This window comes from Dyella sp. 2HG41-7, from assembly GCF_021390675.1.
Lineage (GTDB): Bacteria > Pseudomonadota > Gammaproteobacteria > Xanthomonadales > Rhodanobacteraceae > Dyella_B.
Window position 1 is genome coordinate 1,866,643 of sequence record NZ_JAJEJV010000004.1, and the last position, 18,475, is coordinate 1,885,117.

The window sequence follows — 18,475 nt, forward strand, 5'->3', positions numbered from 1 at the left end:
GCGTATGGACCACGTGTAAAAATTGTGTGTAGATTGCACCTGGCGCTTATGCTCGGCTAGTATCGATCAGATGTTCGGTGTCGCTGGTTGCGGTGGCGCTGTGAATGGCAAGCGGTCTTTCGGGACAGCTCGCCGGGTTGAGAGCCGGGAAGGCGGTAAGGCCTTTGACGGACGTAAACGTCAGAACTTTGCATGATGATTGTGCTCAGGGGTGAGGCAGCAACATGCAAAGGGCCTGTGACCATAAGCATTAAATGGAGTAGCAGCTATGTTGATTCTGACCCGCAGGGTCGGTGAAACCCTGATGATCGGCGACGAGGTGACCGTCACCGTTCTCGGCGTGAAAGGCAACCAGGTTCGCATTGGCATTAATGCGCCCAAGAACGTGGCTGTGCACCGCGAAGAAATTTACCAACGCATCAAAGGCGAGAACGAGAATGAGGGCGGCGGTGGCGCGACCGGCGAGTCCGGCGGTCATTAACTGCCTCTTTACCTTCCGACCATCGGCCGGTATCCTTGCCGGCTCCTCGTGATGCCACGGGAACAAAACACGGAGAGATGCCCGAGAGGCCGAAGGGGCTCCCCTGCTAAGGGAGTATAGGGTCAAAAGCCTTATCGAGGGTTCGAATCCCTCTCTCTCCGCCAGATAAAGAACGCCCCTTGTGGGCGTTTTTTATTTGGCGGAGAGAGAAGCTCGATGAGAACCCTAACGGTTCGACAAATTCGTCCGGAACGAATTTGGACAGCCGAAGGCTGGCCCCGCAGCGCGTAGCGCGAAGGGGTGAGGCCCACGGACTGGCCGAACAATCCCTCGCAGTGCCAGATAGAAAGAACGCCCCTTGTGGGCGTTTTTTATTTGGCGGAGAGAGAAGCTTGGTGAGAACCCTAACGCTTCGACACAAATTTGCCTGGAGCAAATTTGGACAGCCGGAGGCTGGCCTCGGAGCGCGAAGCGCACAGGGGTGAGGCCCACGGACTGGCCGAACAATCCCTCCCTGCGCCAGATAACGAACGCCCCTAGTGGGCGATTTTTTTTTGCGCTATTAGTTTTCCCAATTGCGGAGTTCGCTCGTACCAATGCATTGTGAGAACGCGCCGACGAGAACTTTTGTTGTTTACTCCTCGCGCGTCGGCATACGTCCCACATAATTCGCGCGCGGCCGAATCAAGCTTCCGCTCTCTTGCTGTTCAAGAGCATGCGCCAACCATCCTGCCGTGCGGCCGGCAGCGAACATCGCCAATGCGGTGTCTGCGCTCAAATCATACGACGAAGCAATGGCTGCCAAAGCAAAATCCAAATTCGGTTTGCGGCCGCATTGCGCTTGTACTGTTTCGATCAATTGTTGAATGCGAGAAAGTTTCGACGGCTCGGGTCGCGTTGTATGCAATGCATGCAATAGGACGGTGGCGCGTGGATCGCCGTCGGCGTAGAGGGGATGACCGAATCCCGGCAATGCATCGCCACGACGTAGGCGCTCGCGCACACGGTCGTCGGCTCTGCGTTCTCGCAGCATGTCGTGAATGAACGCGTGCGCTCGCGCCGCAGCGCCACCATGATGCGGGCCGGATAATGTATTCAGTCCCGCGCAGATGGCGGCGTGCAAGCTGGCGCCGGTCGATGCGGCGACGCGCGTGGCGAACGACGACGCGTTGAGTTCGTGATCCGCACACAGCACGAGCGCGCAGCGCACGACATCGAATAAGCCACTTTCGTTCTTGCCCCAACTTGTCACCATGACACGATCGATCGGTTGCGCACTCGGCTGCGCGGCGCATAGCAGTGCGGCCGTTTCGCGAAGCAGTCGCGCTGCGTCGCTGCGTCGATGAAGCGGATCGGTGCTGTGCGCGCGCATAGCGTCGAGCGCGAGCAAAGGCAACGCTGCGGCGGTTCGTTCGAGTGGCGGAAGATGCGGTTGCCGAAGCAGCATCGCTACAGACTCAGGCCACGGAGCGGGTGCTTCGCTTGCAAACGGATCGCGTTCGCCGCAATCCCAAAGCAATCGTGCGGTCTCTTCCAGCGTCGCGCCGCTTTGCGCGAGCGCGATGGCGGATTCGCCGCGGTAGTAATGACCGTGCGGACGAATCAGCGAAATGCGCGTTTCCATCACCGGCAAACCCCAGGCGAGACTATGCGCGGCTCCTTGCGCTGCGCCGCGCCCGGCTTGTTTACGTTCGATCAGCTGCTCGATGTCGCTGGCGCTGTATTCCCGGCTGCGACCGTCGAGACCGGGACGCGAATCGATGCGGCCGCGGCTCACATACGCGTAGAGCGTGGCAAGGCTGATACCGAGTCGTGTCGCGGCGTCCTGGGCGGAAAGGTAGTCGGTGCGCATGAGGATATATTGATCCTTTTAATCAAGATTGATCAATATGTTGCGGCGTGACAGAGTGCAGCCCGATCTGAGCGAAGGCGCTCATCACTTACAATGGATGGTTTCGGAGAACCGCAATGACTCAGCTTGATTCTGCCGGCAGCCGTTTCCGCGCCGCACTCGCCGCCGAAAAACCGTTGCAGGTCATCGGCGCGATCAACGCCAATCATGCGCTGCTGGCCAAGCGCGCCGGCTACCGCGCGATTTATCTGTCCGGCGGCGGCGTGGCGGCAGGATCGTTGGGTTTGCCGGATCTGGGCATCAATACGCTCGACGACGTATTGACGGACGTGCGCCGCATTACCGATGTGTGCGATCTGCCGCTGATGGTGGATATCGATACCGGTTTTGGTCCTAGCGCATTCAATATCGCGCGTACGGTGAAAAGCCTGATCAAATTCGGTGCCGCCGCATGCCATATCGAAGACCAAGTCGGCGCCAAGCGCTGCGGTCATCGTCCCGGCAAGGAAATCGTATCGGCGGGCGAAATGGCCGATCGCGTCAAAGCCGCAGCGGACGCCAAGACCGATTCGAATTTCTTTCTGATTGCGCGCACGGATGCGATCGCCGTCGAAGGCGTTGATGCCGCGATCGAGCGCGCGCTTGCATGCGTCGAAGCTGGCGCGGATGGCATTTTCGCCGAGGCCGCTTACGACTTGCCCACGTATCGGCGTTTTGTCGACGCGGTGAAAGTGCCGGTGCTCGCCAACATCACCGAGTTCGGCCAAACGCCGCTGTTCAGTGTCGACGAATTACGTACGGCAGGCGTCGGCATCGTGTTGTATCCGTTGTCGGCGTTTCGCGCCATGAACAAGGCAGCGGAAACCGTGTACGAGTCCATTCGTCGCGACGGTCATCAGCGCAATGTGGTCGACATCATGCAAACGCGCGAAGAACTCTACGACCGCATTGGCTATCACGATTTCGAAAAGAAGCTCGACACGCTTTTCGCCGGCAAGAAGTAATTCAACTGTTTATGAAGGTCGCATGTTCCCCAGCGACCATGATCGATGTTTCGCACCTGGAGCACTATCGATGAGCGAGCAACCCGCAACTGCCCCCAAGCCGAAAAAATCCGTTGCCCTTTCGGGCGTCACGGCGGGCAACACCGCGCTGTGCACGGTCGGCCGCAGCGGCAACGACCTGCATTACCGCGGCTACGACATCCACGACTTGGCGGCCAAAGGCTGCTTTGAAGAAGTGGCGTATTTGCTCGTGCACGGCGTGCTGCCGAACTGGGCGGAATTGAATGCCTACCGCGCCAAGCTCAAGCGCCTGCGCGGGCTGCCTGCTCCGGTGAAGAGCGCGTTGGAATTGCTGCCGGCGTCGACGCATCCGATGGACGTCATGCGCACCGGTTGTTCCGTGCTTGGCACCGTGCTGCCGGAAAAAGAAGATCACAACGCGACCGGCGCGCGCGACATCGCCGATCGGTTGATGGCCAGCTTCGGTTCCATGTTGTTGTACTGGTACCACTTCAGCCACAACGGCAAGCGCATCGAAACGGAAACGGAAGACGAATCTGTCGCCGGACATTTCCTTCATCTTTTGCACGGCAAGAAGCCGAGCGATTTGCACGCGCAATCGCTGGATCGCTCGCTCGTGCTGTATGCCGAGCACGAATTCAACGCATCCACCTTTACGGCGCGCGTGATCGCCGGCACGGGTTCGGATATGTATTCGTCGATCACGGGCGCCATCGGCGCGCTGCGCGGTCCGAAGCATGGCGGCGCGAATGAAGTTGCCATGGACATTATCGCGCGCTATCGCAGTGCGGCCGATGCCGAAGCGGATATTCGCGCACGCGTGGAGCGCAAGGAAATCATCATCGGCTTCGGTCATCCGGTGTATACGGTGTCCGATCCGCGTAACGTGATCATCAAGGAAATTTCACGCAAGCTTTGCGCGGAAGGCGGCAATCCCACATTGTTCGACGTCTCCGAGCGCATCGAAAAGCTGATGGGGGATCTGAAGAAGATGTTCCCGAACCTCGATTGGTACTCGGCCAGCGCGTATCACATGATGGGCGTGCCGACCGCCATGTTCACGCCGTTGTTCGTGATCGCGCGTACATCCGGTTGGAGCGCGCATGTGATCGAGCAGCGTGAAGACGGCAAGATCATTCGCCCCAGCGCCAATTACATCGGGCCGGAAGATCGCACCTATACGCCGATCGAAAAGCGCTGATTGCTTTACTGTCGCGAAAAAAAAAAGGGGCCTACGGCCCCTTTTTTTATTACTTGCCTGAGGCTTGCACAAAAAGTTCGCTAAACGAGTCAACTTTGTTGCATTGACGATACATTCCATGTCTTTGATGTCGATGCTGTCTAACGCACTGTTTTTTTTGCGCATATGCGTGTTGCGCGTGCTCGTCGACGAATGCGTTGATCAAGACTGTTGCATGCGTGTTGCACTTCCTGACTAAACGTTGTGCGCGCGATGCCGGCGCGACGAACGCAATGTGTTGATTTTTATAGCGGTAGAAGGTGCTGCCTTGCATGTCCGCGAGTGGCATGCGGTTTGCCATATTCAAAAGCTGCACAAGCAAAAAGCAGGGGGGCAAACCGCATCCGTTCCGGGAGGAATACATATGCGCAAGACTCTTCTTTTCACGGCATTGACGCTAGGCTTGGGACTTGCTCTCCCGGCTATGGGTCAGAGTTACCACAACTCATTCAACGACAACTCCAATCAGGGTAACGACAACAGCACGCACAGCAATTCCAGTTCCCACACCAAGACGGTCACCACCAGTGGTGACGACCGCAACAACAGCGGCGACGTGTACAGCGACGGCATGGGTACTTCGGCCGCCAACAACGGCGCAACGGCAGTGTCCTCGGTCAGCGACGCGTTCAACGTAAGCAAGGCGGTCGCCAAGACCACGCTCGACGGTTCGGTGTCCGATGTTTCGGTATGGGGCCTCGGCAACAAAGCAACCGATAACGGCGATGCCAACGGCGGACGCGGCGGCAAAGGCGGACGCGGTGGATCGGGCGGCGACGCCTATGCGCATAGCGGTCACGCAGGTGGATCGGGCGCAAGCAGTGGTGATGCCGGCTCGTTCAGTGGCGCAGGCGGTGCAGGTGCGCACGCCAACGGCGGCGATGCCTCGGCAAGCGCGGGCAATCACAATCCTGACGCAACGGCGACGGGTGGCGGCGGTGGAACGGCCACGGGCGGCACCAACACGGCCGGCGCTCCGACATCGACTTCGGGTGCAGCATCGTCGATGGGCGGCACCAGCGGAAGCGTAGCCAATGCTGGTGGAAACGGTGGCATGGGTGGCGCAGCCGGTAACGGTGGCAACGGTGGAAGCACCATGGCCGACGCTGGCAGCTTCGATATGTCCAATTCGATGGACAGCACCGCAGCAGCAGCGGCTGGTATCACGACGATTGCGCAGAACAGCGGCGCAGCGGCGTTGATTCAGCAGGGTGTGACGGTCCAAGCAAACCTGAACGTGGGCGGTCATTGATGTGCGACTGATCGACATGGCGGAGCACGCATCGCTCCGCCATGCCGTACGCGCCGGTCGGCAGCGAACGCTGCTGACCGGCACTGGGTCGTATGCGATGCGCCAAACACGATTGGAGTAGTGCCATGGCTCGTTCAAGACCCGCGGTTGGGTTGATGTTGCTATGCGTAACAGGAGTCGCGTTTTCGGCAAGCCCTCAGGCCAGCGCGCCGAGCGCTCAGGTCAAAAGCAGTCCGCCGCCGACCCAGTCGGCAAGCGTGGATGGATTCGGTCAGGCGGTAAGCCCCGGCACATTGCAGCACTTCAGCGGCGGCGGTCTGGTGCAGAACATTCAATCGCTCACGGGCACGGTAACTGGCAACACGGCGACGCAAGTGTCCACCGGCACCAACTCCATTTCCAGCGATGCGTTTTCTGGATCGACCGGCATGCCGACCGTCGTGCAAAACACCGGCAACAATGTGCTCATTCAGACCGGTGTGATCGTCAATGTGCAGATGAAGCCATGAAGCTTGCACTGCCAGCGCTTGCCGTTTTGATGATGTCGCTGCTGTCGGCGCCGTCATTGCGCGCCGCCACGATGGCGCTCAACGACAACGCGGGGCAAACCTACATCCTTCACATTTCCACGATGAAGGAGGTCAAGTATCGCAACACGATTCATCAGAAATACGACTTCAGCTGCGGCTCGGCCGCGGTCGCAACGTTGCTGACGTATCAATACAACTATCCGGTCAACGAGCAAGTCGTATTCGAGCAGATGTACATCCACGGCGATCGCCAGAAGATCAACAAAGAAGGTTTTTCGTTGCTGGATATCAAACAGTACTTGCACAGCATCGGCTTTGACGCCGATGGTTTTCAGGCCACGCTCGGTCAATTGGAGAAAGCGAATTTACCGGCGATCGTTTTGATTGAGGATCGCGGCTATCACCATTTTGTGGTGATCAAAGGGGTGCGCTACGGGCGGGTGCTGGTTGGCGATCCCGCGCGCGGCACTCGGGCGATTCCGCAAGATCGTTTCGATCAGTTGTGGAAGAACGGACTGGTGTTCGTCATCCATAACAAACGCGAACTCGCGCATTTCAATACGGACAGCGATTGGCGCAACGCGCCGCTCGCACCTTTGGGCGTAGGGGTCGACCGGCGCGGGCTGGACACGCTCACGATGCCCAAATATGGACCCGGCGATATATGAGGCGACTTATGAACCGCTCTCGTCTTCCCTTGCAAATGATGGGACTCCTCGGCCTTTTGGGATCCGCCGCAGCAGTACGTGCAAACGAAAGTACGGAACCGCCGCAATCGGTCGATGGACTTGGCACACCTGTTTCTTCGGAGCGTCTCGACGATGTGCGTGGTGGCTTCGATTTAGGCGATGGCCTGGACGTTTCGTTTGGCATTGAGCGTGCGGTTTATGTCGACGGAAATCTGGTGACATATACCAACCTCAATATTCCCGATATTGCGCATATCACAGCGCAGCAGGCGCTGGCATTGGCTGGCGCGCTTAGTACGGTCGATGTGCAAGTGGGGCCGGGCAATACCGTCAATCCGTCATCGACGACACAAAACAGCGCGACATCGGGCTCCAAGCAGAACGGGCTCGGTAACGTAGTGCCCAATCTTTCGAATTTGTCGTCCGGGACGAAGGGCAATTCGGTCATTCCGAGTTCCGTCGGCACATCGGCGTCCAATTCGCAACCGGTCGCAGTGCTAGTCAGCAGCGCATTTAACGCGTCCCCGATGCTGCAGCCGACGGCGGCGACGGTCATTCAGAACACGGTGGATAACCAAGTCATCACCAGCCTCACCACGCTCAATGTCGCCGTCAACACACTCAATGCGATGCGCACTGCCGGAATACAACAAACCTTGGAAGCCGCTCAGATACAAGCCTTGGCGCATTGACGTGCACGTTTGACGAAAGCCCGCTCAAGCGAGGAGAACAACATGAACAAGATGGATCGTTGTACCCATCGTGCAGGCCGAATCCGGCCATGGGTTTATGCGACCAGCTGCGCCGGACTTATGGCGTTTTGTGGCGTCGTTACCGCACAAGATGCATCGCCCAGCAAGGACGACGCATCGTCGCCCGCTATTCGTCAGCGGCTCGCGGAACAGGGCGAGCGCATCGAAGCGATGCGTAATCAGATCGAAGCACTGCAACGCCAGCTTGCGCAGCAGGCAGCGGATTATCGAGCGCTGCGTCATGCCGTTGGCATGGATGTGTTGGATCGCCAGCGCGGCGGAAATATCCCGGCGGGTGGCGCCAATGCGGCGACATTGCCGATGCCGGCGCCCGATGGTTATGCGGACGTGCAGGCAACACCGCAGCAAGGAACGACAACGCCAACGACACCTGTCGGCCAGGCGCCATCGGAAAATTCGCGGCCGCCCGAGGTCGCTCCGATCTTCCAGCAGCCGGGCGTGTTGACGCCGAAAAACAAAGTCATTATCGAGCCGACGTATCAGTTCGGCTATTCGACCGCCGATCGCGTGGCATTGGTTGGTTACACCATCATTCCCGCCATTCTGATTGGCTTGATCGATGTGCGTCAGGTGCGAAGCACCACGCAAACGGCGATTCTCACGGCGCGCTATGGCATTACCAATCGCATGGAGTTGGAAGTGCGCGTGCCGTATGTGGATTCGCATACGGATACGGTGAGCCGCGAAGTGCTGACGGGTTCTGCCGAAGACAACGTCTTCAGTTCGAGTGGTAAAGGGCTTGGCGATATCGAGGCAACGCTCCGTTACCAGATCAACAACGGTGGCGCGGACAAACCGTATTACATCGGATGGTTGCGATTCAAATCGCGCACCGGCACCGATCCTTTTGAAGTGGTGACCGACTGCGTGACACGCTGCGTGCAAAATCTCACCGGTACCGGGTTGCCACTTCGTCAACCGACGGGCTCGGGCTTCTACACCATCCAGCCTGGCGTTACGTGGTTGCTACCGTCAGATCCCGTCGTGCTATTCGGCAATCTCAGCTATCTCTACAACGTCGAGCGACATAATGTGTATGAAAATATTCTGCTGGGCGGCAGGCAGTTTCTCGGTAACGTAAAGTTTGGCAACGAAGCCGATATCAGCGTCGGCATGGGCATGGCGTTGAACGACAAGACATCGCTCAGTATCGGCTACGACCAGACCTTTGTCGGAGAGACGCGCGAGTCGGGTATCAAGATCCCCGGATCGACGAAGGTGTGGCTCGGTTCGTTGTTGATCGGCGGCTCGTATCGCTTTAGCGAAAAGCGAACCTTAAACTTTACGCTCGGCGTCGGTGTCACGCGCGATACGCCGGATGCGACGGTGATCGTTCGTGTGCCCATGATGTTCTGATCGTTGCGTTCGCTGAAATTGTTTGTAGCGCGGCGCTCAGTTCTTTCGGCGTTGATTGAGCAGATAGCGCCCGCCGCAAACGATCAGCACAAGGCCCAGCTCCAGCGTGTGCTTCATCCAGCCGTGCGCATCGAACCATGCGCGCCATAGGATTTCGTGGCTGATCATGCGGCCTGCGGTCCACGCAACTGCCGCGGCGCCGGCATAAACGATGATGGGAAAGCGATCGATCAATTTCAAAATCAACGTCGATCCCCACACAACAAGCGGAATGCTGATCAACAAGCCGATCACAACCAGACCCATGTGACCCTTCGCTGCGCCGGCGATGGCGAGCACGTTGTCCAATCCCATGAGTACGTCGGCGATGACAATCGTGCGTAGCGCCATCCAGAAATTGGCTGCGTTCGCGACGGGTCGATCTTGCGCGTGCTCGGGCGCGAGCAATTTCCAGGCGATGGGCACCAGCAGCAATCCGCCGACCAGCATCAGACCCGGTAGCGCAAGCAGATACACAACCAGCACCGTCAGCGCGATGCGCACGCCAATGGCGCCGACAGTGCCCCATAGCACCGCGCGCTTCTGCACATCTCGGGGCAGATTGCGCGCGGCGAGCGCGATCACGATGGCGTTGTCGCCAGCAAGGACCAGATCCATCAGGACAATGGTCAGCAAGTCGGAAAGCAGGTGCGTGGGGAAGATCATGTGGATGCCTTGCGCGCCGGACTCAAGCGATGACAACGGACGCGCGCGGGTCCGCTATCACCGCAAAAGTCTCGTTCTTGGCCAGGACCACCGCGGCAACCGGAGCGATGCTTCGCCCGTGATGACGACTGCCGCGCGGATGCGGTATGCCGCACCCGGAACTACTCCCCTTTGGGATGAACCCTGATTCTCGGCAATGAACGGCGATGGGGTCAAGTTTTGGCTGGAAAAGGCCACGTGGGGTAGGGCAGTCATCGGTCGCCACCTCTTCAACACGGCGGCCGGCTACAATATCCGTTTCCCTTAACCGCGAGACCTCCCCATGAGTGCGCACGATATCCGTTCGGCCAAGCGTCCCGATCCCGATCAACCCATGGTCGACATCGCCAAATACGTTGCCGACTACAACATCGACTCGACCGAGGCCTACGACACCGCGCGCTACATGCTGCTCGACTCGCTGGCGACGGCGATGATGGCGATGAAGTTTCCGGAATGCGTCAAGCACCTCGGCCCCCTCGTTCCTGGCGCCACGTTGCCGGGCGGTGCGCGTGTACCGGGTACGAGTCACGAGCTGGATCCGGTGCAGGCGGCTTTCGCGATCGGCACGCAGATTCGCTGGCTCGATTTCAACGATACGTGGCTGGCGGCCGAATGGGGTCATCCGTCCGACAATCTGGGTGCGATTCTCGCCGTCGCCGATTACCTCAGCCGTAAAGCGGAGCGCGAGGGCGGCAAAGCGCTGACGGTGCGAGATGTGCTCGGTTATGCGATTAAAGCGCATGAAATCCAGGGTTGCTACGCGCTGCTCAACAGCTTCAACCGCGTCGGTCAGGATCACGTGATTCTCGTGCGTCTGGCCTCGACCGCCGTCGCCACCGCGATGCTCGGCGGCAGCAAAGAGCAAATCATCACCGCGGTTTCGCACAGCTGGATCGATAACGGCGCGCTGCGCACCTATCGCCACGCGCCGAACACCGGACCGCGCAAGAGCTGGGCAGCCGGCGATGCATGCCGTCGCGCCGTGACGCATGCCATCAACGCGGTGTATCGCGGCGTGGTGGATTATCCGTCGGCGCTGTCGGCTAAAACCTGGGGCTATTACGACGTCGCCTTCAAGGGCAAGGCGTTCGAATTCGAGCGTCCGTTCGGCAGCTACGTGATGGAAAATGTGCTGTTCAAGATCAGCTTCCCGGCAGAATTCCACGCGCAGACCGCCGTGGAATGCGCGATGAAATTGCATGCGCAAGTCGCGGGTAAAATCGATCAAATCGACAATGTGGTGATCGAAACGCAGGAAGCCGGTTGCCGCATCATCGACAAGACTGGCCCGCTGGCGAACTACGCCGATCGCGATCACTGCATTCAGTACATGGTCGCCGTGCCGCTGATCTTCGGTCGCTTGACCGCCGACGATTACAACGACGACGTGGCCGCCGACCCACGCATCGATGCGTTGCGCGACAAAATGGTGGTGACTGAGAACCCGCAATATACGAAGGACTATTTCGATCCCGAGAAGCGCTACATCGGCAACTCGGTGCAGGTGTTCTTCAAAGACGGTTCGAGCACGGAAAAGGTTTCGATCGATTATCCAATCGGCCATCGCAAGCGTCGCGCGGAAGGTATTCCGGTGCTGCTCAAGAAATTCGAGGCAGCGATGCGCAGCTATCTGCCGTCGCATAAAGTGAAAGCCATCCTGGACGCTACGGCGACGCCGGCGAAGCTGGACGCCATGCCGATTCAGACTTTCCTTGGTCTCTTCACGTTGTAACGACGCAGAAGGCAGAAAATCTTAAGACAATGAGCAGGATGCCGGTTTGGTGGATTTCAAACCGGCGTCCGGTGCAGTGGCTTAATTGGGGTAACCAGGCCGCTTCCTGACAGGCCTGTCAGCGTTTGTTTTGCAACTCGTTCAAAATTTGTTAAACTCGCCCGCGCCGGGTGCTAGTCGTCGCAGGAAGTTCGTTTATCGCAACTCAAGATTGCGTGGCGGAAGCGATTTTTATTCTTGGCGGGATGAATGCCCTACTCATTAAGAGAAGAGGAGAGACCTGATGAAACGTAAGGGCTTATATTTTTTGATCGCGCTTGCTCTGGGTGGCGTAAGCGCCATTCACGCGCAGGACACCACGCCGGCTGCCAGCAGCAGCGCGCCCGCAGCCAGCAGCAGCATGGCTAGCAGCACGGCGCCGGCATGGCCGAACGGTTTTGACGATCGCTGGTACGTGGCGCCGACCGTCGGCGGCTACTACAACGATACCGACCGCGACACGCGCAGCCGCCAGATCTACTACGGCTTGTCGGTGGGTAAATTCATCGCCCCGAACGTTTCGGTCGAGTTGTTCGTGGACCGCACCAAGCGTCGCGCCGATTCGGCCGTGTTCGGTCAGGGCAACACCTGGTCGAACAACAACTACGGTGTCTCGGCCCGTTACTTCTTCGGTGATGCCAACGCATGGCGTCCGTACCTGTTGGGCGGCGTGATGGGCAGCTACCACCACAACCCGTTCAGCCGCGACTGGGCGCCGGCCGCCGAAGCAGGCGTGGGCGTTTCCAAGTCGATCACCGACAGTGCTGACTTCCGCGTGGAAGCCGGCTACCGCTACGACTGGGACGACAAGACCCTGCCGCAGCACAACGGTTACGGCGACTGGTTCCTGGGCTTCAGCATCGTGGCGAAGATCGGTGCGGTGCCGGCAGCGGCCGCCCCGGCCACGCCGCCCCCGCCGGCGCAGCCGGACTGCTCCAAGCAGTTCCGCAACGGCGTGAACCTGTGCGACAACAAGTGCCCGGATCTGCCGGAAGGCACGATCGTGGGACCGGATGGTTGCCCGCAGAAAGTCGTGATCGACCTGAAGGGCGTGAACTTCAAGTTCGACCGTCCGAAGAAGGGCGAGACCAACATCGAGCCGGCTTTGGCCGTGCCGAGCAGCGACTCGCTGGCGATTCTGGACCAGGCCGTGGATACGCTGAAGCGCTATCCGCAGGTGAAGGTGATGGTCGCCGGTTACACCGACAGCGTGGGCAAGGCCGAGTACAACCAGGGCCTGTCCGAGCGTCGTGCGAAGATCGTGTATGACTACCTGACCGGTCACGGCATCGACCCGAGCCGTCTGGAAGGTCCGATCGGTCATGGCATGAACGACCCGATCGACAGCAACAAGACGACCGAAGGTCGCGCACGCAACCGTCGTACGGAACTGCAGGTTCAGCAGTAATCCGCACGCTAAGCTGTCATGGAAAAGCCCGACCTCTGTCGGGCTTTTCTTATATGGGCGTCGAAAAAGTAAAGAACTGTATCTATACGGTAACTAACGTGCGCTATTTACCTGAACAAAGCTTCACCGATGCTACACATCGCGCGAAAGACTGGCGTGCGGATCACTTAACGGTTTTGCTACACTCTGCCGCGCTTGCTGTTAGGGACACCAAGCAAGGTGGCGAATAAGTCCCCGCATACCTATAAGTTCTGCCGCGCGATTTCCGTCTGGGGTGGAATGGACGCGAACACCAATAATCGAGGAGACACCTGATGAAACGTAAGGGCCTGTATTTTCTGATCGCTCTTGCCCTGGGCGGCGTAGGTGCCGTTCACGCGCAGGACACCACGCCGGCTGCCAGCAGCAGCGCGCCCGCAGCCAGCAGCAGCATGGCTAGCAGCACGGCGCCGGCATGGCCGAACGGTTTTGACGATCGCTGGTACGTGGCGCCGACCGTCGGCGGCTACTACAACGATACCGACCGCGACACGCGCAGCCGCCAGATCTACTACGGCTTGTCGGTGGGTAAATTCATCGCCCCGAACGTTTCGGTCGAGTTGTTCGTGGACCGCACCAAGCGTCGCGCCGATTCGGCCGTGTTCGGTCAGGGCAACACCTGGTCGAACAACAACTACGGTGTCTCGGCCCGTTACTTCTTCGGTGATGCCAACGCATGGCGTCCGTACCTGTTGGGCGGCGTGATGGGCAGCTACCACCACAACCCGTTCAGCCGCGACTGGGCGCCGGCCGCCGAAGCAGGCGTGGGCGTTTCCAAGTCGATCACCGACAGTGCTGACTTCCGCGTGGAAGCCGGCTACCGCTACGACTGGGACGACAAGACCCTGCCGCAGCACAACGGTTACGGCGACTGGTTCCTGGGCTTCAGCATCGTGGCGAAGATCGGTGCGGTGCCGGCAGCGGCCGCCCCGGCCACGCCGCCCCCGCCGGCGCAGCCGGACTGCTCCAAGCAGTTCCGCAACGGCGTGAACCTGTGCGACAACAAGTGCCCGGATCTGCCGGAAGGCACGATCGTGGGACCGGATGGTTGCCCGCAGAAAGTCGTGATCGACCTGAAGGGCGTGAACTTCAAGTTCGACCGTCCGAAGAAGGGCGAGACCAACATCGAGCCGGCTTTGGCCGTGCCGAGCAGCGACTCGCTGGCGATTCTGGACCAGGCCGTGGATACGCTGAAGCGCTATCCGCAGGTGAAGGTGATGGTCGCCGGTTACACCGACAGCGTGGGCAAGGCCGAGTACAACCAGGGCCTGTCCGAGCGTCGTGCGAAGATCGTGTATGACTACCTGACCGGTCACGGCATCGACCCGAGCCGTCTGGAAGGTCCGATCGGTCATGGCATGAACGACCCGATCGACAGCAACAAGACGACCGAAGGTCGCGCACGCAACCGTCGTACGGAACTGCAGGTTCAGCAGTAATCCGCACGCTAAGCTGTCATGGAAAAGCCCGGCTTCTGCCGGGCTTTTCTTTTGTCGGCCGCTCGGCTTTCCTAACGACATGACTGATTTCCGAAAACGACCATCCGCTCCACCATCAGTGAGCCCGCGATTCGGCCTTGCGCGCGTCCTCAGCAAGTGGGGTGTGTGTTCGCGCAGCCAGGCGGAAAAAGCCGTGCGCGAGGGCAGGGTGAGCGTGGACGGCCGCGTCGTGCGCGATCCGGAGCGCGCAACCGATCCCGAGCGTCAGCAAATTTTCCTCGACGGCGAAAAAGTCGCTGCTGCAAAACGCGTCTATATCGCGCTCAACAAGCCGCGCGGCATTGTGGTGAGCGCCGCCGATGAGCGCGGGCGCGATACCGTGTACGAATTATTGTCCGGCTCCGGTCTGCCGTGGTTAGGACCGGTAGGACGGCTCGATAAGGCTAGCGAAGGTCTGCTGTTGCTGAGCAACGACAGTGCGTGGGCGGCGCGGCTTACCGATCCGCGCCATCACGTGGATAAAACCTACCACGTGCAAATCGATGCGATTCCGGAGCAACGCATCCTCGATCAAATGATTCACGGCATCGAGGATAACGGTGAGCAACTTGCCGCAAAACGCGTTTCGCTATTGCGCACGGGCGAGAAACACGCGTGGTTGGAAGTCGTGCTCGACGAAGGCCGCAACCGGCACATCCGTCGCCTGCTGGCAGCGCAAGGCATCAACGTTTTACGTTTGATTCGCGTCGCGATTGGCGATCTTGCGCTTGGCGAATTGACGAAAGGTCATTGGCGACACCTGAGCGCAGACGAGGTGGTACGTCTGGCCGGCGCCGGCGCCGGCGAACGCGCACGCACTGTCACTAAAATGCCGCGTGTTCCCGCACCGCCTGCAAAGTCTGCTCGATCGCGGCGTGGCGAACCGCCGGGTCCACGACGGCGTAAATAGTGTTACGACAAAGCGCTTCGGGTTTGCGCAATACAACGATGTCGCCTTGTGCTTCGTGATCCGTCACGCACGCGGCGGGAACAATGGATATGCCGCGGCCCGCGGCAACCCAGTCCAAGACTTCTTCCAATTCTTCGAAATGCGCGATCACGTGGGGCGGCGCTACATTCGTGCCGACAACCTGGCTAAACCACGTTGCGAAGACGTAATCGCTTTCATCGTAAGTAACGTATTGCGCATGAAGCAGCGATTTGATTTCCAGCGAGAGCGCCGGCTGCGACAAACGCGCGGACGCGATCAACACGATTTCTTCCGCTCCGATCGGTATCAGACTCAGCCGAGCATGCGTGTCCAAACGATGGATGAAACCAAGATCGCTGGTGCCCGATTCCACGTGGCGCATGACATCGTCAGCCGTGGGATAGCGCATGCGAATGGGAATATCGGCTAATGGTCCGTCGCGAAACAGCGGCAGTAGCTGATAACGACCAAACCCGCTTACGGCGGAAATCCGCAATGGCATGCGGAGCGATGCAGCCTGGTTAAGTTCCTCGTGCAACTTTTCCCAGTCGCGCCCCATCTCGCGACAAAACGCGAGCAGGCGCTCTCCTGCTGCATTTGGCGTCAAGCGACCGATTCCGCGATGAAATACCGGCATGCCGAGCGCTTCTTCCAATTTGCGAAGCTGATAGCTCACGGCCTGTTCGGTGCGATGCAGGATGCCCGATGCCGCACGCAAACTGCCTGCGTCGCATACAACGCGAAAGGTATGGAGGTAGCGCATTTCCACATTCATCGTTGCGCTCGTGCCTTCTTGGCCTAAAAAAATTTAGGGGTCCGCCAAAAAGATTCGCATGGTTAGGCGAACGCCGGCAAGTCTAGTATGTCGCCGCTTCAACAAGCGATGCTCATACGAGGACTTTCATGATCTACCGTTTACTTGCTGTCACAGTAACGCTTTTGCTGGCGTTCCCGGTGCAGGCGCAGCAAGGACTGGCCGCGCACTTCTTCGTCTATCGCGTGAACGACGGCGCACAAGACAAGTTTGAAGATGGCTATCGTCGTCATCTTGGTTGGCATCGCAGTCACCATGATCCCTTGGTCTGGTATGGCTGGACTGTCTCCGACGGCGAGCGCAACGGCTATTTCATCGACGCCAATGTCGGCGAGCCGTTTGCAGCATTCGACCATCGCGTGGATATCTCCGGCGACGGCGCGGATTTTCGAATCAATGTGACGCCCTACGTAACGCCACAAGCGCAGCTCGCCTATGAACTTCTGCCCGAACTCAGTACGGGCACGCCGTTGGAGAGCCGCAAGCCGACCGACACCATTCAAGTGACGTATTTCGATTTGCGGCCGGGTACCGAAGCTCGCTTCGAACGAGCACTAGAAACGGCGCATCATGTACTCGCGACAACGCGCAATGCGCCGGCGCACACGTGGTATCGCCTGATATCGGGAGGCGAGAAGCCGCAGTACATGCTGATGGTGGCGCGTACGAATTGGTCGAGCTACGACGTTTTTCGCAAGGATACCGCCGAGCTGTTGGCGGGCGATCAAAACGCTTTGCGCGATTTCACCGATGCGGTGCGTGGGAGCCGCACGGAAAGTTGGCAATACCACGCAGATTTAAGCAATCTGCCGTAATCATTCAGGCCGGGGTGACGATGTAGTCACCCCGGCCCGTGAAACCATCGAATCAACCGATCACGCCAAGCGAACGCGCAACCTTGGTGAACGCGGCGATCGCGCGATCCAAATGTTCGCGCGTGTGCGCCGCGCTCATCTGGGTACGGATGCGTGCCTGGCCTTGTGGAACAACCGGATAGAAGAAGCCGGTCACGTAGATGCCTTCTTCAAGCAAGCCAGCCGCCATCGCCTGCGCTTTCTTCGCGTCGTACACCATTACCGGCACGATCGGATGCACGCCCGGCTTGATATCGAAACCGGCTTTGGTCATCTGCTCGCGGAAGTAACGCGTGTTTTCCTGCACGCGTTCGCGCAGTTCGCCGGCCGAGGCGAGCATGTCGAATACTTTGATCGCGGCGGCGACCACGTGCGGCGGCAACGAATTGGAAAAGAGGTACGGACGCGAACGCTGGCGCAGCATTTCGATCACTTCGGTGCGGCCCGTGGTGAATCCACCTAAGGCGCCGCCAAGTGCTTTGCCCAGCGTGCCGGTGAAGATGTCGATCTTGTCCATCACGCCGTGCACTTCCGCCGAACCGCGACCGTGCGCGCCGAGGAAACCGGTGCAGTGGCATTCGTCGATATGAACGAGCGCGTTGTACTTGGCGGCGAGCTCGGTGATCTTATCCAGCGGCGCGATAAAGCCGTCCATGGAGAACGCGCCGTCACTGGTGATCAGCTTGGTGCGCACGCCGGCTGCGTCGGCCGCTTTCAGTTGCGCTTCCAGATCGGCGATATCGCAATTGGCGTAGCGAAAGCGCTTCGCTTTGCAGAGGCGAATGCCGTCGATGATGGATGCATGATTGAGCGCGTCGGAAATGATCGCGTCTTCTTCGCCCAGCAGCGGTTCGTACAAGCCGCCGTTCGCGTCGAAGCAAGCGGCGTAGAGAATGGTGTCTTCTGTGCCGAAGAAATCGGCGATCTTCTTTTCGAGCTGCTTGTGCAGATCCTGCGTGCCGCAGATGAAACGCACCGACGCCATGCCGAAGCCGTGCGTGTCCAGCGCTTCTTTAGCCGCTTTGATCACTTCGGGGTGATCGGCCAGGCCGAGGTAATTGTTGGCGCAGAAGTTCAAAACTTTTCTGCCGCCCTCCAACTCGATTTCGGCCGATTGCGGCGAGGTGATGATGCGCTCGGCCTTGAACAGGCCTTGTTCGCGGATGGATTGGAGTTCTTGCGCTAAACGTGCCTGGCCGGGGTAGGTCATTGGGACATGCCGAGATGGGGAAAGT

The 18,475-nt window shown here is 59.2% G+C and carries 16 protein-coding genes, 1 tRNA gene and 1 pseudogene; 14 read left to right on the forward strand and 4 right to left on the reverse strand.

Annotation, left to right across the window (positions count from 1 at the left end):
- The first annotated feature begins 268 nt into the window (after positions 1 to 268).
- Positions 269 to 481: a carbon storage regulator CsrA gene (csrA, locus tag L0U79_RS09740; protein WP_233842013.1), complete on the forward strand. Its 213-nt coding sequence runs from the start codon at positions 269 to 271 to the stop codon at positions 479 to 481.
- Positions 482 to 552: 71 nt separating this feature from the next.
- Positions 553 to 645 (forward strand) — tRNA-Ser (locus tag L0U79_RS09745).
- Between the two features lie 470 nt (positions 646 to 1,115).
- Here L0U79_RS09745 and L0U79_RS09750 read toward each other — a convergent pair.
- Positions 1,116 to 2,333, reverse strand: a complete 1,218-nt coding sequence (locus L0U79_RS09750; protein WP_233842015.1) for a citrate synthase family protein — start codon at positions 2,331 to 2,333, stop codon at positions 1,116 to 1,118.
- 116 nt (positions 2,334 to 2,449) lie between these two features.
- Between L0U79_RS09750 and prpB the strand changes: the two genes are divergently transcribed.
- The 7 genes from prpB (at position 2,450) to L0U79_RS09785 (ending at position 9,198) form a co-directional block, all read left to right on the forward strand.
- Positions 2,450 to 3,337: a methylisocitrate lyase gene (gene prpB / locus L0U79_RS09755; protein ID WP_233842017.1), complete on the forward strand. Its 888-nt coding sequence runs from the start codon at positions 2,450 to 2,452 to the stop codon at positions 3,335 to 3,337.
- A 70-nt stretch (positions 3,338 to 3,407) separates the two neighbouring features.
- Positions 3,408 to 4,559: a 2-methylcitrate synthase gene (gene prpC, locus L0U79_RS09760; RefSeq protein ID WP_233842019.1), complete on the forward strand. Its 1,152-nt coding sequence runs from the start codon at positions 3,408 to 3,410 to the stop codon at positions 4,557 to 4,559.
- Positions 4,560 to 4,962: 403 nt separating this feature from the next.
- Entirely contained in the window at positions 4,963 to 5,850 is an 888-nt protein-coding gene (locus L0U79_RS09765; protein WP_233842021.1) for a hypothetical protein, read from the forward strand.
- A 125-nt stretch (positions 5,851 to 5,975) separates the two neighbouring features.
- A complete protein-coding gene (locus tag L0U79_RS09770) occupies positions 5,976 to 6,359 on the forward strand; it encodes a hypothetical protein (protein ID WP_233842023.1) in 384 nt (127 codons plus the stop codon).
- Positions 6,356 to 7,048, forward strand: coding sequence for a C39 family peptidase (locus L0U79_RS09775; RefSeq protein ID WP_233842025.1), 693 nt, complete (start codon positions 6,356 to 6,358; stop codon positions 7,046 to 7,048). The genes L0U79_RS09770 and L0U79_RS09775 overlap by 4 nt, the downstream gene beginning before the upstream one ends.
- An 8-nt stretch (positions 7,049 to 7,056) precedes the next feature.
- Positions 7,057 to 7,761 (forward strand): hypothetical protein, encoded by a 705-nt coding sequence (locus tag L0U79_RS09780; protein WP_233842027.1) that lies wholly within the window; start codon positions 7,057 to 7,059, stop codon positions 7,759 to 7,761.
- 42 nt (positions 7,762 to 7,803) lie between these two features.
- Positions 7,804 to 9,198, forward strand: a complete 1,395-nt coding sequence (locus L0U79_RS09785; protein WP_233842029.1) for an acetate kinase — start codon at positions 7,804 to 7,806, stop codon at positions 9,196 to 9,198.
- A 36-nt stretch (positions 9,199 to 9,234) separates the two neighbouring features.
- Here the strand turns inward: L0U79_RS09785 and L0U79_RS09790 are convergent, their stop codons facing one another.
- Positions 9,235 to 9,903 (reverse strand): TerC family protein, encoded by a 669-nt coding sequence (locus L0U79_RS09790; protein WP_233842031.1) that lies wholly within the window; start codon positions 9,901 to 9,903, stop codon positions 9,235 to 9,237.
- A gap of 322 nt (positions 9,904 to 10,225) precedes the next feature.
- On the opposite strand from L0U79_RS09790, the gene L0U79_RS09795 reads away from it, so the two are divergent.
- From L0U79_RS09795 to L0U79_RS09810, 4 genes and pseudogenes are all read left to right on the forward strand, one after another.
- On the forward strand, positions 10,226 to 11,677 hold the full coding sequence (locus L0U79_RS09795) for a bifunctional 2-methylcitrate dehydratase/aconitate hydratase (protein WP_233842033.1): 1,452 nt from the start codon (positions 10,226 to 10,228) through the stop codon (positions 11,675 to 11,677).
- Between the two features lie 283 nt (positions 11,678 to 11,960).
- Complete coding sequence (locus L0U79_RS09800) at positions 11,961 to 13,124, forward strand: OmpA family protein (RefSeq protein ID WP_233842035.1); 1,164 nt, start codon at positions 11,961 to 11,963, stop codon at positions 13,122 to 13,124.
- Between the two features lie 314 nt (positions 13,125 to 13,438).
- Positions 13,439 to 14,602: an OmpA family protein gene (locus tag L0U79_RS09805; protein WP_233842037.1), complete on the forward strand. Its 1,164-nt coding sequence runs from the start codon at positions 13,439 to 13,441 to the stop codon at positions 14,600 to 14,602.
- A gap of 79 nt (positions 14,603 to 14,681) precedes the next feature.
- Positions 14,682 to 15,419: pseudogene (locus L0U79_RS09810) on the forward strand (pseudouridine synthase); the annotation flags it as partial.
- 46 nt (positions 15,420 to 15,465) lie between these two features.
- Here L0U79_RS09810 and L0U79_RS09815 read toward each other — a convergent pair.
- Positions 15,466 to 16,347 carry a LysR family transcriptional regulator gene (locus tag L0U79_RS09815; RefSeq protein WP_233842039.1) on the reverse strand — a complete coding sequence of 294 codons (882 nt, stop codon included), beginning with the start codon at positions 16,345 to 16,347 and terminating at the stop codon, positions 15,466 to 15,468.
- A gap of 128 nt (positions 16,348 to 16,475) precedes the next feature.
- Between L0U79_RS09815 and L0U79_RS09820 the strand changes: the two genes are divergently transcribed.
- The gene (locus L0U79_RS09820; protein ID WP_233842041.1) at positions 16,476 to 17,201 is read left to right on the forward strand and encodes a hypothetical protein; all 726 of its coding nucleotides are present in this window, start codon (positions 16,476 to 16,478) and stop codon (positions 17,199 to 17,201) included.
- Positions 17,202 to 17,253: 52 nt separating this feature from the next.
- On the opposite strand, the gene kbl is transcribed toward L0U79_RS09820, so the two are convergent.
- Entirely contained in the window at positions 17,254 to 18,450 is a 1,197-nt protein-coding gene (kbl, locus tag L0U79_RS09825; RefSeq protein WP_233842043.1) for a glycine C-acetyltransferase, read from the reverse strand.
- Positions 18,451 to 18,475 lie beyond the last annotated feature (25 nt).